This is a genomic window from Pseudomonas sp. Teo4 (assembly GCF_034387475.1).
Lineage (GTDB): Bacteria > Pseudomonadota > Gammaproteobacteria > Pseudomonadales > Pseudomonadaceae > Aquipseudomonas.
Window position 1 is genome coordinate 1,856,167 of sequence record NZ_JAXCIL010000002.1, and the last position, 15,771, is coordinate 1,871,937.

The window sequence follows — 15,771 nt, forward strand, 5'->3', positions numbered from 1 at the left end:
CACACCTTCTTTTCACAAGAACAATCGCTTCCACCGAGAAGCAAGAGGGTCACCATGAACACAAAATCCGCCGTCGCCGCTTCACCGGCCGTGGCCGGAATCGGCCGCCACCGCTTCCTGGTCCTGGCACTGATTTTCGTCATCACTGTCATCAACTACGCTGACCGCGCAACCCTTTCGATCACCGGCACCGAGGTGCTCAAGGACCTCGGCCTGGACCCGGTGATGCTGGGCATGATCTTCTCCGCTTTCGCCTGGGCCTACGCCCTGGGCCAGGTGCCTGGCGGCTGGCTGCTGGACCGCTTCGGCGCACGACGGGTCTACGGCATCAGCCTGATCCTGTGGTCGCTGTTCACCCTGTTGCAAGGCACGGTTGGCTGGCTGGGGCTGGCAGGCGTGTCGGCGGCGGTGGCGCTGTTCTCCATGCGCTTCATGCTGGGCCTGGTGGAGTCGCCGGCGTTTCCGGCCAACTCGCGCATCGTGAGCTGTTGGTTCCCGACCCGCGAACGGGGCACCGCATCGGCGTTGTTCAACTCGGCGCAGTACATGGCTGTGGTGGTGTTCGCACCGCTGATGGCGTGGATGACCCATACCCTGAGCTGGGAGCAGGTGTTCATCTGGATGGGCGTGCTGGGGTTGTTGCTGAGCCTGGTGTGGTTCCGTCTTTACCATGAGCCGCACAGTGCGCCGGGGCTCAGCCGTGAAGAACTCGACTACATGCGTGAAGGCGGTGCGCTGGTGGACCTTGAGCAAGAGCGCAAGACGGCCAAAAGCAAACCCACCCGCGCCGAGGTGCTGCAACTGTTTACCAGCCGCAACCTGTGGGCGGTGTACCTGGGCCAGTACTGCATTACCGCGCTCACCTACTTCTTCATCACCTGGTTCCCGATCTACCTGATCAAGGGCCGAGGCATGACCATCATGGAGGCCGGCTGGGTGGCAGCGCTGCCAGCCATCTGTGGTTTCACCGGTGGCATTCTTGGCGGCTTCATTTCCGACTGCCTGATCCGTCGCGGCGTGCACCCGTCCAAGGCGCGCAAGACCCCGTTCGTGATCGGCATGGCGCTGTCCACTAGCCTGGTGCTGGCCAACTATGTCGACGGAAACGCCGCAGTGATCGCCCTGATGACTCTGGCCTTCTTCGGCAAAGGCCTGGCGGCAGTGGGCTGGGCGGTGCTGTCGGATGTGGCGCCGCAGAAAATGGTTGGCCTGTGCGGCGGTGTGTTCAACGGCATCGGCAACATTGCCGGCATCGTCACCCCGCTGGTGATCGGCTTTGTCGTGGCCAGCACCGGCTCATTCAACAACGCACTCTGGTTCGTGGCCGCCCATGGCGTGCTGGGGATCCTCGCTTATCTGTTGCTGGCCCGACGCTTCGAGCGTACCGGACAGGCGTAGGCAGACGCTTGAGCAACAGAGCCCCGGGAGACCGGGGCTTTTTTCATTTTGGGTATTGCGTTGGGGCTGCTGGGTGCTTGGCGCTAGAGGTGTAGCGATCATGAGATCGAGCGCCGCCCACGCGGCGCATCGCGAGCAAGGCTCGCTCCTACGTTTGTTTCAGGCCAAGTATGCCTGTGGGATTTGCGCGCGAACGCCTTGGCGCACGACGCGATTGCGTGTCCTGCACAGCAGGCGGTCGCGCGCTTGTCACAGGTGTTATTGGCCGTAAACAAACGTAGGAGCGAGCCTTGCTCGCGATGCGCCGCGCGGGCGGCGCTCGATTTGTGCACCACCTCAAAACTCAAGTCAGGTCCTCTTCCCCAAACTTCCACGAAGCGTCGCCCCTTCCACATCCAAATGAAAAACAAAACCCTCAATTGGCCAGCAGGCGTGTTTGGACATGCCATTCACGACTTGTGACGCGATTGGAAATCCAGTGTCGTGATCGCGCACTTACGGGACGTTCTCGTGTAATTTCCCACAGCCTCACGCGGCTTAAATGAAGCCCAAATTCCGCTGGTGCGTTGCTCTGTGAAGCGTGCAAAAGGTCAACAACAGAGCGCGAGTGACGTGCCCCTCATTTTCCCCAAGGAGATTTTTTCGCTTACGTCTGCCCGTCCTTTCCTTGTGTCAGCAAAAAGAGAACAACATCAATGAACACCGTGGGATCTGATGGCAACCTTGCACAAGGTTTCAAGCCACGTCATGTAACGATGCTGTCCATCGCGGGCATCATCGGCGCCGGACTTTTCGTGGGCTCCGGGCACGCCATCGCGGCGGCCGGGCCAGCCACCATTGTTTCTTACTTCGTGGCCGGGACCCTGGTGGTGCTGGTCATGCGCATGCTCGGCGAAATGGCCGTGGCGCACCCCGACACCGGATCATTCTCCACCTACGCCGACCAGGCCATCGGCCGCTGGGCCGGCTACACCATCGGCTGGTTGTACTGGTGGTTCTGGGTACTGGTGATTCCCATCGAAGCGCTAGCCGCAGGGCACGTGCTCAACGCCTGGTTCCCGCAGGTGGACAGCTGGATCTTCGCCCTCGCATCGGTGCTGTTGCTGGCCGGTACCAACCTGTTCAGCGTGGCCAAGTACGGTGAGTTCGAGTTCTGGTTCGCCATCCTCAAGGTCACGGCGATTCTTGGCTTCATCGGCCTTGGCTTCGCCGCGCTGATGGGCTGGTTGCCCAACCGTGAAGTCAGCGGCCTGAACACCCTGATGGCCGAATACGGCGGCTTCGCCCCCAAAGGCTGGTCGGCGGTAGTCGGTGCCTTCATCACCGTGATGTTCAGCTTCATCGGCACCGAGGCGGTGACCATCGCCGCGTCCGAGTCCAGCGACCCTTCGCGCAACATCGCCAAGGCTACTCGCTCGGTGATCTGGCGCATCAGTACCTTCTACATCCTGTCGATCTTCGTGATCATTTCGGTGGTGCCGTGGAACGACCCGCAGCTGGCAGTAGTGGGCTCGTACCAGCGTGCACTGGAAATCATGAACATTCCCAACGCGGCATTGATGGTCGATTTCGTGGTGCTGATTGCCGTCACCAGCTGCATGAACTCGTCGATCTACATCGCCTCGCGGATGATGTATTCGTTGGCCAAGCGTGGGGATGCACCAGCGTTCCTCAACAAGACCTCGAAGGTTGGCGTACCGCGCGCAGCGGTGTTCGGCAGCACCTTGATCGGTGCGGCCATTGCCGTCCTCAACTACTTCGCGCCCAAAGGCGTGTTCGAGTTCCTGCTGGCCAGCTCCGGGGCCATCGCTTTGCTGGTGTACTTGGTGATCGCCATTTCCCAGCTGCGCATGCGCCGTCGCCTGGAGCGGGAAAACGCCGAGCTGAAGTTCCGCATGTGGCTGTTCCCGTGGCTGACCTGGGCGGTGATTGCGTTCATCAGCGGGGCGCTGGCGGTGATGATGTATACGCCTGAGCATCGGGCCGAGGTAACGGCCACTCTGAGCCTGGCGATTGTGATTTCCTTCCTGGGGATTGTGACGTCGCGTGGGCATGCCAAGGCGGTGGGGGTGCGGTCGATGGGGTGATGGGCCTTTGGGCTGAGTAGGAAAAAGAGCACCCAGGACGGGTGCTCTTTTTTTTTGAAGTGCGCTTTCGAGCCCTGAACATGCAGACTTAAGCGACCACCGGGTAGCAGGCATCGCCCCAAAGTGTTTGCGGGTTATCCAGCATCAACAAGATGATCGCCGGTACCAGCTTGCCGAGCAGGTTCGAGCAGTCTCGCAGCTGATCACGGTTCACGCTGCTGTTCCAGGTCGCGCCGCCATGCATCAACTGGTTGCGCAATGTGTAAATTCGATTGAACACAACGCCAAGTACGGCTGGCGTATCACGGCTGGCCAGTGCCTGATGCGCCACTCGCCGGCCGTTGGCGAAGCGCTCGGTCCACTGTTGCTCGCTGATCTTGCCGTTCTGGTTGTCCCAGAAACTCTGGAAAACGTACGGGTTGTCCAGCAGCACGCGAATGCTGCCGGAGAACTCGGACCACACCAGGTTCTCGATCAGGTTGGCCGTGTCGAGCGAACAGAGTTTGTCGAGAAAGGCTTTGAACGTAGATTGTTCGGAGAGGCGGTATTGCTCGTCGATGTCGGTGGCATAGGCCGAGTTGAAGGCGATCCACAGGAAGATGAAGCGCCCGTCGACATCGTCCGCCTGTTCGGCGCGGTTCAGCCAGCTCAGCGCGCGATGAACCCGCAAGGTGAGGTTGGGGTGATGACCTTCACGTTCCTGGCGGTGACGGGTCTTGAGTGCTGTGTAGTCCATGGGATGGCCGATCCTCGGGCGCGTGAGCGATATGTAAGAATGTGAGTTGTGTCTTAAATATTTACATGTTTTTCGATGAGCTGACGCAGATAGGCAGATGGCTCTATCCCGCGCTTCGGAACCTGCTCCATTTGTTTACCTGTATGCACAGACAATGTGGACGCAGCGTGTCATTTTGCTTAGGTTATGGCCATTAGACACTACCTGCAAGGCAGCCTGCATGAAGCGTGAACAGTTCCTGGCACAACCTGAAGTTGCAGCGTTCGTTGATTGGCTCGTGGTCAAGTTGCCCGCCCTCACTTTCAAATTGCGTTTCAAGTCCAGCAAGTTCGTGCCCGGTGGTTTGAACGTCGATGTACTGGGGTTCGAGCAGGTCATTGGGCACTATCGCTGGAAGGCCAGCTGGAGCGACTCCAGCCAGCAGCCCGTTGACTCTGCAACCTGGGCCGAGACCCGGCGCTCGCTTGGGCAGTTGCGTGAGTGGTTGGCCAGTGCGGTGAGTGCCAATGATGAACAACAGGCGCTGCAGGCCTGCTTGCAGATTCTTCGCTGGGGTGGGGTGAGGGGCGCGATCCCGTTCCTGCACCGGCTGGCGGGGCAGGGAAAGTTGTCGAGCTACCTGCGCAAGATGGCTGGGCTGATGTCGCTGGACGGTGACAACGACCTGGATGATCTCGATGCAAACAGCGTCGAGCGTTTCGATTCTGGCCTGACCAAGATCCATGCGTTGCTCGACCTGACTGGCTCGCCCATTTACGACAGCCGCGTTGGTGCTGCGATCGCGATGTTGTATTCGCAGTTCCGCCAGCAATGGTCGGGGAAAGGCAAGCCGCTGCTGAAGTTCCCATCCGGTGGTGCCCGTGGTGACCAGATCCGTAACCCAGGTGCCTTTGCAGGCTGCCTGCCGGCGCCGCAGTTCTCGACGATCGAGTACGCCGAGTGGGCGCGCTGGCAGGTGCGGTTGGGCTGGATCATTCGGGCGGTGCTCGAGCGAACCCAGTGGTTTGCTGACCAAGGTGCACTGCCGGCTCGCTGTCATGCGTTCGAGGCAAGTTTGTTCATGCTCGGCTATGACCTTCGTTGCTTCGATTTGACGCAGGTGCCCGAGGCGAAGGATGAGGTACCAGCGGAGGAGGGTAGCGACGAGGTACGCGGCGGCAGAGGGTGGGTGCCCACGGGGCACCCCTTCAGCCAGGTCCTCAAGGATTACCTGGCCTTCCGTCAGGCGGGGGGTGCGCTCGACAACAAGGCGTCGTTCGTCGACTGGCTGGTGGCCCAACCGCGAGACGAGAAGCCACTTTCGCGTACGACTGCACAGGGCTACTGCTTTGCGTTTTCCATTGAGGAATTCGACCTGTTCGGTCGGCCATTGGCCGAGCTCAAGCTGATCGTTGCCGGTGGCGAGGACGGGCTGCGTGCGGCCATGGGCACCGAGGTACTGGAGCCGTTCACCATGGGGGACGAACGTGTGGGTGTGTGCCTGGTGGATGTGCTGATCACCGGCAATGCGTATGCCGGTGCAACGACCGAAAAGGCACGCGTCGACGCCATCCTGAGCGCCGGATACGCCGGGACCGAAAATGCCGCCAAGACGTTGATGGCCCTCGGGCGCAACGTGGGCAAACACTTCGGCCTGCTCGATGAACAGCACTTGCCGACGCGCTTGTTCATGCAGTTTTACCAGCCATGCCTGCTTGACGCCTGAACCACGTACACGGCCATGGGCAGCTACAGCTGCCCATTGATGCGACACACCCTGTCGCATCTGCCCCTGATGATCAGCTCATCAGAAGCGTGAGCGGTGGCTTGCACCGCTTTGTGACGCTGAAACCTGTCATTCCGAAGAGGTGCTGCCATGAAGAATCTGTTCGCAATTGTTGGCGTTATCGTCGTTGCCAAGAAGGGCTACGAGTTTGTTCGTGAATACATGGCTATGAAAGAAGAGCTCGAAAAGCGCGCGGCCGAGTCGGCGTGACTGTTCGCCCACATCGTTTTTTCAGCTAGCCAAGGGTGCCTGCTCCTATGCCTATACCGCCTCGCCCGTCCACTTTCAGTTGCCCCCAATGCCATTGGCATGCCACGACGTTACCGGCCAGTGACGCGCTGTGCGAGGGGAGGGACTGGTTCTCGACTTGCCCTTCGTGCCGGAGCACCAAGCTGGAGGTCAGGGCTGCTACGCAGTTGGAGATACTCAAGGCCAAACTGTTGCGACCGTTTAGCTGACGCACTTCTTGTTGGAGGTTGGCGATGAGTGACGAGCAAGAACGAGGTGACCCGGATGCCATTCCCGCACAGCCGGATGCAGATGAAGACGCGCCGGAATACAGCGACGAGTTTGCCGCGATGATCCTGGCGCAAGAAGACAGCGACTTCGAAGAAATTGATGCCGATGACCTGTTGGCATTGCTTGACCAGATGCTCGAAGAGGCCCGGAGCTTGGGGCGCAGTCGGCAGTGATTGTCGGAAAGATTGAACGGGGAGGGCTGGCAGTCCAAGTATATGCTGGCCAGGAACCGAAGCAGCGTACTTCGGCGATCCTTGAACACTGTCAGGGCCGGATGCTGTTTATAATAGTCCAAACCTATTGGTGATTCGGTAAGCGTCTCTGTTTTTTATAATTAAAAAACAGTGATATCATATGGCCTCCATTGGTGCGTTCAGGCTTTGAGGGTTTTACCGTGATGGATAAAATATCTGATGTCGATTTGAAGGCCCTTCAGAATGCAAGAAATTTACTGGAGAATCCTGGCGTTGCAGTGAAGGTCACGAATCTTATAGGTGCGCCAATTGAAAAGGGATTTGAGTTGTTACCTAAGGATTGGAACAAAAATATTGGTGATGTTGTAAAGACAGCTCTGCTCAAAGCATCAGATATGGCAACCTCCACGATGAAAGATGTCCCAGGTGAGGAATCCTCCAACATTTGGCACAAGTTGGGAGTGGCTGTCACCGGTGGAATCGGAGGCTTTTTTGGATTGCCAGCTTTGGCAGTCGAGCTTCCGATCTCGACTGCAATTATGATGCGTTCCATCGCTGATATAGCAAGAAGCGAAGGAGAGTCAATATCTGACGCCGAGACCAAACAAGCCTGTCTAACGGTGTTTGCTCTTGGCGGCGAGAGTGTTGATGATGACTGCGCTGAAAGTACATATTACGCTGTGAGAACAGCCCTTGCTAAGTCAGTTGCAAGTGCTTCTGAGTTCCTCGTAACGAAAAAGCTTACCGAGGAAGGCGCTCCAGTTCTAGTGAAGCTAATAGCTGCAATTGCAGAGCGGTTTAGTGTTCAAGTCACTGAGAAAGTTGCAGCGCAAGCTGTTCCGGCCATTGGGGCGGCAGGAGGTGCATTTATAAATACTATATTTATGGATCACTTTCAGGATATGGCAAGAGGGCACTTTACCGTCAGGCGGTTGGAGAAAAAATATGGTGCTGAGTTGGTGAGGTCAGTTTACGACGGGCTTCCAAAATTCGGTTAAGTCTAAAGGCCGCAACCTAGGCGGCCTTTAGACGTATTTTACCGTAAGACTCGGTCAATTGAATCGCGGAGGGTTTCTGCGGAATGAGAGCTGTCAAGTGAAACACTTTCACGAAGCCGCTTCAGTGCTCGAAGTGCGGGTTCATCACTTTTCAATAAATCTTGAGCCTCCCATCCACCCATAGCAGCCAAGGCAAGAGCGCGTTTCGAAGCATTGTTACGCTCGCTAGTATTATTTTGATTGTAAAAATCTCTAAGGCGGTCGGAAGATGCATTGCGCATTTTGTCCCAGGCTTCAAGTTGTTGCTTTGTAACCGCATCTCCCATGGACTTGATCGCTGCCTTACCAATGCCGGCAACGATATCAAATAATCCCATTTTGCATTCCTCTTGCTTGTATGCACTGTTTGCCCCAATACATTTTGGGATCCCCAAACTAGTGTAGGCTTTCTTTTTTTTGGTGGCAATACGACATCACTCAGGTCAGATTCTGTCCTAGGCTTAGGCGCCTTTTCAGAGCTCATGCTCGTGCATCGAAACCACGATCAATATTAAGGCGGGTGGTTTGCGTAGCCCCTTATGGGCTGCGGGTTGTAGGGATTGGGGTAGTTCGGGGTGGTAGCTTTGCGCCGATTCTGATTCCCAAGCATGAGCGTCGGTTTGCCGGCTTTGATGACAAGATCATCGCCATGTATGCCCAAGGCATGAAAGTGCGGGAGATCCGGGCATTTCTGGTTGAGCAGTATGGCACTGAGGTGTCTGCCGACTTCATCAGCTCGTTGACCGACGAAGTCAGGTTCGCGGCTCGACACCGGACTATTCTTCTCCGAGTCCCCAGAAACTTGCAGGCGGCTCTCGATGGGGTTTTGTACGGCTATGAAGGACTCTGATTTAAAGGCACCGGGGCCATTTGCTCAGTGCCTTCCTCACTCTAGCGGCGTATCCGAAGCCGAAGAAAGTCTTCCATTTCGGCGCCCTTGCTGTGTGCTTGATCAGAGACTCGCAAGGCCTTTTGCGCCGCCAGCTTGAGTTTGCGACGAAGGTCTTCGCAATCACCCACTAACTGCTCAAATTCCGAGGTGTCAAACATCTGTTCTGATATCGGGAAGGCCCGCTCGATACGATCATGCAATGCAGTGCCGCCAATTTCGAGCGCGTCCAGTTTGAACGCGTTGAATTCGTTCTTGCGACCTTTCAATTGCGCAATGTCAGCTTTGATCGCACGTTTGTAGGCATCGAAAACGGCATCTAGCTTATTGGAAATCTTCCCGACTACGTCCACCTTGCAGTTGATAGACCGCAGGAACTGTTCGAACGTCAGCCCTGTTGATGGATAGGTTCTCTTGCGTGCAGTGGATGAGTAGGCACACATACCCGCGTACTCGATGTCTGCGAAGGCAAGGTCCTCGGCTACCTGTTCCATGATTTGATCAATGTCATCCTCAGACTTAACATCAGCCTTGTTCAGCACGATGTACAACGAGTCTCCACGGAATGGCGTGGACTCGATGAACTCAATGTCGGACTGGTCGATGGTCCCGGCGGGGTCAAGGCCGATGACCCAGACCAGCGCAGTAGCCTGATTGACGAGAGAGGCTGCGGTGCTCCTGTCAGCAGCTGAGGCACCACCTGACGTACCTGGGTTGTAGCCCGGTGTATCAATAATGCACAGGTTGCCGAACAGTTGCGGATCCATGGGCACCTTGACGCTGATGAAAGGCAGGATGCGGCGAAGATCGAAGCCGAAGGCTTTGACGTATTCGTGGGACATGGATGCGTAGAGGCTCGGCTCCAGGTCGATGGCTCCGCCGTTGTACGAATAGCCTTTAATCCTGGTTTCTTCAGAGCACACGACATAGCTGGGTACTACGGTCACCGGGTTGATGCCGGTCGCCAGGCGCACGCTTGAGTCTTTGATGAAGCTGTTGATGAACGCAGACTTGCCGCTACTGAAGCCACCCGCAATGCTGAGGATGGTTTTGCCCGCAATGCTTGGGAAGTTATTCAGCATGCGCAGCTCGGCGAGAATCGCCTGCATGTCGAGCACGGCCTGGGCTTCGCCTGCCAGCGACGATTCGCGGCCTGCGAACGCCATGTAATCGTGGTTGATCAGCTCGGCGAATCGGTCCAGCTCTTCATTGACGGGAGGCTGCTGCGCCAGAACCCTGCTCACCAGGGAAAACTTTTCAGTGAGCGACAGGTGTTGCTGGTTAATGTTTGCGTAGTGGTTTTCGAGGTGCTGTTTGGACGCCTTCAGTTCCTCTGTGAAGCTCTCCAGCAATTCGACATTCTGCTCTTGGGCCGACAGTTGGGCTTTATGCTCGTCCAGATAGGCCTCGAGCTCACTGATTTGCGCAAGGGCCTGCCCCATGTGCTCTTCCAGCTTTGCAACATTGGCCTGTTCAGTATGCAACTGGGTCGACAGTGACGCATTGTGAGCCACCAGCTCACTGATGTGTGTGGCATGCCCGGCACATTGTTCATTCAACGACAGATTGGCGTCTTTCACCTCTTCGAGATGTTTTTGGACCTCGGCCATCGTCCGCTCCAGGTCCGCAGCGTCTGCCTCTTTGGCCGTCAACTCTCGGTTGAGCTCGTCCAGCCGCTTTTCAAGATTGGCGATCTCATCAAGGGCCTGGAACTCTCTCCGTGCCAGATCTTCAGCCTCGGCCGTCTTCGCATGCAGCGCATCAGTGAGCGCCTGCTTGCGTGTTTGCAGATCGCCGATCTGTTCTGCCTGGTCTGCGCATTGATCGGTCAACGCTTGTTTGAGGCTTTCGAGCGCTTCGAGTTGATGGCGAACATTGGCCAGCGTTTGCTCAAGGTCGAGGATGTGCTGTTCTTTGTCGGCCAGCAGTTGCTTGTGCGCTGCCAGGTCTTGCTCCAGGCCGCTGATTGTCGCTAGTGCTTGTGCCTGACGCTCTTCGAGCTCCTTGGTGTAGACCTTGGCTTGTGCAAGCGCGAGCATTGCCTTCTGTAGCTTGGCGGTTTCCTGCTCAAGCGCCTTAGTGGTCGAGGCGAGCTTGCCTGTCTCGACCTGTAGCGCTTCGGCGAGCGTGTCATTGCTCTGATTCAGGGCGTGAATGCTGTCGCTCTGGCTTGCAGATAGCGTGGCAAGCGCCTGATGGCTGCTGAACAAAGTGTCTAGCTGGCGTTGGGCATCTTCAAGGTGGCCTTGCAGTTCCAACGCCAGTTTTTTGCGCTTGAATTGCCAGAACCGAGCGAGGGATTCCACGGCCGGCCGCGCCCGGTCATCAATGCGTGGCGGGGTGCTCACAGGGTTACCTCTTCAGCCTTGCGTGTCATACGTTCGAGCCGATCGATCGTTTGGGCTGCGTTGTCGACCTGCGCTTTGAGGACATTGATCCGGCGCTGCACTTCGTCAACGAAAGAGCCAGAGATAGTGCCCGGTGTATTACGCTCTACCTTCTTGAGGAATGAGCTGATCGTTGTTTTGACCTTGCTGCCGAGTGAGCCAACAAAATCCTCTGCGGAGTCTTTGAACTGCTCAGCCTCGTAGCCCTTGAGGGTGCCTTTGCTTTTCAGGTCGTCAGGTAGGGGGATATCCAAATCGAAGTCGTCTTTCGGAATGGATTGGATGATGGACAGGATGGCGAGCTTGATCATCTGTGGATTGGCATCGTGCTCCAGAACGCCACGGATTTTCGGTGTCAGCGATCGGGCTAGCGCTTCATTCAAGCCTTGGTGGGAATAGCTCACTGTGGCGCTCAATTCGTCCTGAACATCGGTCATGTAGTCTTTGAGCGTGGATACAACCTGGCTGCTGATGATCTTTGCGCGGACTTCGGTTTTTTCCGTTGTACCACCAAGCCCTAGCTTGCGCGCGAACCAACCTAAGGCGCCGGCATTATCGACGGTATAGGTATGGCTGTAGGAACCTTCGGCATTATCGATAGCCGATTTCGTCTCACGAAGCAGCTGGGAAGCCTTCTGACGCATGCGTTCACGCAGGTTCTGGCGATAGTCGTCCATGGTGTACTTGAAACTGCCATCCAGCTCCAAGGCGAGATCCAGTCGCTTTGCCTCCAATGACGAAAGCTGCTCGTTAAGTTCGCCGACGTTAGCGCTTTTGATCTGCGACACTTGGTTTTTTGCAAGCGTGATGATGTATTGCTTGAACTCTTCCAAGATCTTCTGTTTGGTCGCTAGCTGGCTGCAGATGAAGTCAGTGGTGATCTTGGCTTTTTCCGCACGGACCTCTGCAAGCACGGCCTTGACCGCATGGATGTTGGCCAAGCTTTCCAGGCTGCCCAGGGTCAGCTCCCGATTGTCACGGGAGAAGTAGTCTGGGTAATCGATGCTCAGGTTTTCCCATGTCACCTGCTCATTCGAATCCCAGCTTTCGGGGGCGTCGAGGCGGCGATTGAGGCTGTGGCACAAGCCCGAACTGTGCAGGAGGTTGTGGTGCACCGAACTGATCAGTTTGTCGAACACCGAACCCACTTCGGGGCTGTTCTGTTTCATGTCCGACAGGGTACTTTGTGCCCGCGCAGAAAGCTGGGTGCGAATGGCTTCCACGGCATCGCTCAGGCGAGCCCGCTTTTCACTGCCATAGAGCTGTGTATCAATTTGGCTGGCCACTAGCACTAGCTTCTGAATGCCTTCTTTCTTAGTGATGCGGCCCATCACCTCCAGGTCTTGCTCATTGAGGAACTGGCCGGCCGGGCTGACGATGAATACCACGTCGCACGTCTTCAGCAGTTCGACCGTTCGTTCCTCGCGCGACTGCACCGGGTCGTTCATGCCGGGCGTGTCGATGATGCAGATATCGCGCAGCTCTTCCAGCGGCATGAAGACATGAACCGTCTTGGTGAACGGCATGTAAGTGCCATTGGCACCGACGTACTCGTGCAACCGCTGCGCCAGCTCCTTTGGGTTGCTGGCGCTGATTTCGCTTTGCGACTGCAACATTTTGCTATCGATGCCGGAGGCTGTCATGCGCTTGAACTGGTCGTTGGCTGCAAACAAGCCTTCTTCCCGCTGCAACTCGGTTAGCGCCCTTTTTTCCGCCATCTGTGTCAGTTGTTGCATGTCGATCGACGTGCCCGGCGCCTGGGTGCTACGTCGTTTCACCAGTTCTTCGAGGCAGGCATCCTTGCGCGCTGCGAGCCGCTGTTCGTACTGGTCCGACTTGAACTTGATCGCCCTTATGTCAGCTTCACTGTAGAACTCGACCTTGGCTCGGAATACCTCTCCCCAGGTGATCGTGGTCAGCGCCGCCGTCATAGGCGTAGCGGCCTTTGGCAGGATTGGCTCACCGTCGAAGATCAGTGCATTGAGCAACGACGATTTGCCAGCCTTGACGCGGCCGACGATACCAATGTTCATCAGCCGATTCTGGTCCTGCAACACTTGGAAGGACTGGGCAAGCTGTTGCGGTTCGTCGATGGCGTTCATGCGCTTGAACTGCTCGATTTCCCGTCCAAACAGGTCCTGATTGCTCCTTGCCAACGCATGAAGGCTTTCGCTGAACTCAACGAGTTTCTGGTAGTTCATCGGGTCGTCCGCCTTATTTGTACAGGTGTTCGTTTGCAGCCGCCTTCACGGCGCTGGCCAGGTTTTCCAATGCGGCGGTCTTCTGACCGATCTCGGCTTCGCGCTGCAGGTTTTCCTCAGCAATGGTGTCGACGACGTGCTTCTGTTTGGTGATCTGCTCTTCGAAACCGTCGCCGATCTTTTTCAGCATGGCGTTGAGTTGCTCATCAATGATCGACGGGATCTTCCCGCGCAGCTCCGCCTTGATATTCGGGAACACTTCACCGGTGAGTTTCTGGCGGAATTTCTCGCGCTCGTTGCCTCCACCGTTGAGCATCCTGAGGATTTCTGGCAGGAAGATGATCGCCAGTTCGACCAAGGGGTTGACCACCGATGTGGTCACGGCAAGCACGGTGGAAAGGCTGCGATAAAGCGCGACGCCTCCCGGTTTGTCGGCTTCGGCACGCGCGCTCAGGCGCGTGGACCAGTCACTGAGCAGTTCGGTGGTGCGCTCCAGTGACACCTTGACCTTGCCCGTCAGCTCTTCGCTCCAGTTGCCATTGATGTCCAACACGGCCATTTGGCCGTTGGTAGCGCTTAAGTTGCTGGCAATGCGGTCCACCATATTGCTGGAGATATCCTGCACTTCAGATTTGATCGTGCTGGCCAGGGTGCTACGGATGATGTCGGAGATCGCGTTCGACATGGCACCTGGGTTTTTGCTGCTACCCAGCGTCACGAGTTCTTCCAAGGCGTTATTTAGGGCGTTATCGAGGCTGCGCAGGCTGCGGTCGAGCATTTTCCCGGAGTAGCGATCCTTGAGGTCCGACTCCACATCCTTGCGCTGCTCCAGCAGCTTTTGCAGGGCTTGTTCCAGTGCACGAGCAGCTTGCTCGCTTTCAGCCTTGTCTTTCTTTAACAGGCTGAGCGCCAGATTGATTTGTGCCAGAACCTCGAAGTTCTGGTCTTTGAGAATATCGATGAACAGACGGGAGAACAGCGCGTCAGGCTGCAAGGCACTCAGCGCATTTTGCAGCGCTTCGCCATCGTGGTTGCCGACGGTGAGGCTACGGTGGTGATCACCGAAATACACACCCAGCTGGTCATCGACATACGCCTGCACTTCCTCCACCTGATCGGCAGCGCGCAGGTTGCATTTGCTGAGTAGGAAGGTGAAATCGGTGTTGTAGGTTTTCAGTTCGTCGAGCTTGCGCAGCATTGACTGGGTGATATTGCCGTCTTCGATGCTGGTCAGCACGACGAAGTGCACACCCCGTGGCAGGTAGTAAGCGATCGCCTTGTTGTGGTTTTCCAGCGAAGAGCCGAACCCTGGCATGTCGACCAGAACTAGCGGTGCAATGGCTTTCAAGGCATCGCTGTCCAGGTAAAGGCGCAAGTGAGAGAACTCGCTGGAGCGACGGTTGATCGAGCTCAGCGCTTCGACGGGCAGGTGTTCCTGAGTGCCGTCGGGCTTGATGGCCAGCAAGTACGGTTCGCTGGCGTAACGCAGCTCGGTTGCCAGCTCGGTCTCTGGTGCGATACCAACGGGCAGTACTTGTTGCCCCATCAATGCGTTTAGCAGTGAGCTCTTGCCCGCGCTGAATGCACCGATTACCGGCACCACCAGCTCGGTCTCCATCACTTTAGGCAGCAAGGTTTGGTCGAAGGTGAAGGCCTGACCCTCGAGCAACCCCTGCATTTTTTTCAAGTACGTGGCAAAGGCTTTCTGGCTTTCGAGCATGGTGATAATCCTTTAAGTGCTGGGCTTGTTCGGAAGAGCAGGGCTAGCGCAAGGCGCTCAATGCTTGCGGATGTGCAGATGCCGGGCGGCTTTTGCCAGCAGGCTGTCAAGGGCGCCGGCCCGAGAAATTTGCAGACTGGGGTTGCCACATTTAGGGCAGCTGTGATGCCAGTCTCTAGGGCCCAGCGCGTCGCTAGCTGGGGCCACTGTCATGCTCCAGTTGCATTGATCACAGTGGAAGGTCATGGGACACGGAGGAATAGGCATTCACACGTCCTGTATGAGTCAGAGTGGGCGCATGATGGCACTCTGATTTCCCTTCGTAAACTGTCAATAAAACGCACTGTTTTGAGTTGAAACATGGGCTGAGAGCGGCTTTTTTGACGAGTTTCCCAAGATTATATGAGCGGATGATTTACCTGTTTATTAGCCAGCTTTTGATTAGGCTCGTTGTTGTTGAAATTTGAAGTCACTGCAGGTGAGCTTTGCGACCCGCACCCGCCTGGTCCTGAGTCGCCTCTGTTTATGTCTGCAACCGAGAAGCGCAAGCGATGGCTCGAGGGCTATACATCGTCGTTTATGAGGAGATTGACGACGGTACCCGTTCGACCTCCCGAGGCAGTAGTCCATTAGTCGTTGCGAGCTTTACGACGGTTGCGGCTCAGGCTAAGGTGCTGGCATAAGGACATTATTCTCTACCATTTTGTCCACGGAAGGTTCTTGGGTCGCTGTGATGCGCCCATTCCACTCCGAATTTTTAGTGCCCCAAAACTTGCTCGGCAAGGTGCTGTCGCTATCCCCCAGCGGGATAGGTGATTGGCGCTTTCGTGTGGGTAAT

General features: G+C 56.5%; 10 protein-coding genes and 1 pseudogene. 6 read left to right on the top strand and 5 right to left on the bottom strand.

Annotation, left to right across the window (positions count from 1 at the left end):
• Positions 1-54: 54 nt before the first annotated feature.
• A complete protein-coding gene (locus tag PspTeo4_RS24920; protein ID WP_322366411.1) occupies positions 55-1,398 on the top strand; it encodes an MFS transporter in 1,344 nt (447 codons plus the stop codon).
• Positions 1,399-2,093: 695 nt separating this feature from the next.
• Positions 2,094-3,485: a GABA permease gene (gene gabP, locus PspTeo4_RS24925; protein ID WP_322366412.1), complete on the top strand. Its 1,392-nt coding sequence runs from the start codon at positions 2,094-2,096 to the stop codon at positions 3,483-3,485.
• Positions 3,486-3,573: 88 nt separating this feature from the next.
• Here the strand turns inward: gabP and PspTeo4_RS24930 are convergent, their stop codons facing one another.
• Positions 3,574-4,221, bottom strand: coding sequence for a HEPN domain-containing protein (locus PspTeo4_RS24930; protein ID WP_322366413.1), 648 nt, complete (start codon positions 4,219-4,221; stop codon positions 3,574-3,576).
• 220 nt (positions 4,222-4,441) lie between these two features.
• Here PspTeo4_RS24930 and PspTeo4_RS24935 point away from each other — a divergent pair, with 220 nt between their 5' ends.
• The 3 genes from PspTeo4_RS24935 (at position 4,442) to PspTeo4_RS24945 (ending at position 7,697) form a co-directional block, all read left to right on the top strand.
• Positions 4,442-5,926 (top strand): hypothetical protein, encoded by a 1,485-nt coding sequence (locus tag PspTeo4_RS24935; protein ID WP_322366414.1) that lies wholly within the window; start codon positions 4,442-4,444, stop codon positions 5,924-5,926.
• Positions 5,927-6,468: 542 nt separating this feature from the next.
• Entirely contained in the window at positions 6,469-6,678 is a 210-nt protein-coding gene (locus PspTeo4_RS24940; RefSeq protein ID WP_322366415.1) for a hypothetical protein, read from the top strand.
• 224 nt (positions 6,679-6,902) lie between these two features.
• A complete protein-coding gene (locus tag PspTeo4_RS24945; protein ID WP_322366416.1) occupies positions 6,903-7,697 on the top strand; it encodes an EcsC family protein in 795 nt (264 codons plus the stop codon).
• Positions 7,698-7,735: 38 nt separating this feature from the next.
• On the opposite strand, the gene PspTeo4_RS24950 is transcribed toward PspTeo4_RS24945, so the two are convergent.
• On the bottom strand, positions 7,736-8,074 hold the full coding sequence (locus tag PspTeo4_RS24950) for a hypothetical protein (RefSeq protein WP_322366417.1): 339 nt from the start codon (positions 8,072-8,074) through the stop codon (positions 7,736-7,738).
• A 233-nt stretch (positions 8,075-8,307) separates the two neighbouring features.
• On the opposite strand from PspTeo4_RS24950, the pseudogene PspTeo4_RS24955 reads away from it, so the two are divergent.
• A pseudogene (locus tag PspTeo4_RS24955) lies at positions 8,308-8,490 on the top strand (transposase); the annotation flags it as partial.
• Positions 8,491-8,627: 137 nt separating this feature from the next.
• Here PspTeo4_RS24955 and PspTeo4_RS24960 read toward each other — a convergent pair.
• From PspTeo4_RS24960 to PspTeo4_RS24970, 3 genes are read right to left on the bottom strand one after another with little or no spacing between them, the layout of a single operon-like run.
• Positions 8,628-10,973 (bottom strand): dynamin family protein, encoded by a 2,346-nt coding sequence (locus PspTeo4_RS24960; RefSeq protein ID WP_322366418.1) that lies wholly within the window; start codon positions 10,971-10,973, stop codon positions 8,628-8,630.
• On the bottom strand, positions 10,970-13,213 hold the full coding sequence (locus PspTeo4_RS24965) for a dynamin family protein (RefSeq protein WP_322366419.1): 2,244 nt from the start codon (positions 13,211-13,213) through the stop codon (positions 10,970-10,972). Before PspTeo4_RS24965 ends, PspTeo4_RS24960 begins: the two co-directional genes overlap by 4 nt.
• Before the next feature lie 13 nt (positions 13,214-13,226).
• Positions 13,227-14,933: a dynamin family protein gene (locus PspTeo4_RS24970; protein ID WP_322366420.1), complete on the bottom strand. Its 1,707-nt coding sequence runs from the start codon at positions 14,931-14,933 to the stop codon at positions 13,227-13,229.
• Positions 14,934-15,771: the final 838 nt, after the last annotated feature.

Coding starts and splice junctions, on each gene's coding strand:
- PspTeo4_RS24920 (WP_322366411.1), top strand. CDS start 55: ATGAACACAAAATCCGCCGTCGCCGCTTCACCGGCCGTGGCCGGAATC.
- gabP (WP_322366412.1), top strand. CDS start 2,094: ATGAACACCGTGGGATCTGATGGCAACCTTGCACAAGGTTTCAAGCCA.
- PspTeo4_RS24930 (WP_322366413.1), bottom strand. CDS start 4,221: ATGGACTACACAGCACTCAAGACCCGTCACCGCCAGGAACGTGAAGGT.
- PspTeo4_RS24935 (WP_322366414.1), top strand. CDS start 4,442: ATGAAGCGTGAACAGTTCCTGGCACAACCTGAAGTTGCAGCGTTCGTT.
- PspTeo4_RS24940 (WP_322366415.1), top strand. CDS start 6,469: ATGAGTGACGAGCAAGAACGAGGTGACCCGGATGCCATTCCCGCACAG.
- PspTeo4_RS24945 (WP_322366416.1), top strand. CDS start 6,903: ATGGATAAAATATCTGATGTCGATTTGAAGGCCCTTCAGAATGCAAGA.
- PspTeo4_RS24950 (WP_322366417.1), bottom strand. CDS start 8,074: ATGGGATTATTTGATATCGTTGCCGGCATTGGTAAGGCAGCGATCAAG.
- PspTeo4_RS24965 (WP_322366419.1), bottom strand. CDS start 13,213: ATGAACTACCAGAAACTCGTTGAGTTCAGCGAAAGCCTTCATGCGTTG.
- PspTeo4_RS24970 (WP_322366420.1), bottom strand. CDS start 14,933: ATGCTCGAAAGCCAGAAAGCCTTTGCCACGTACTTGAAAAAAATGCAG.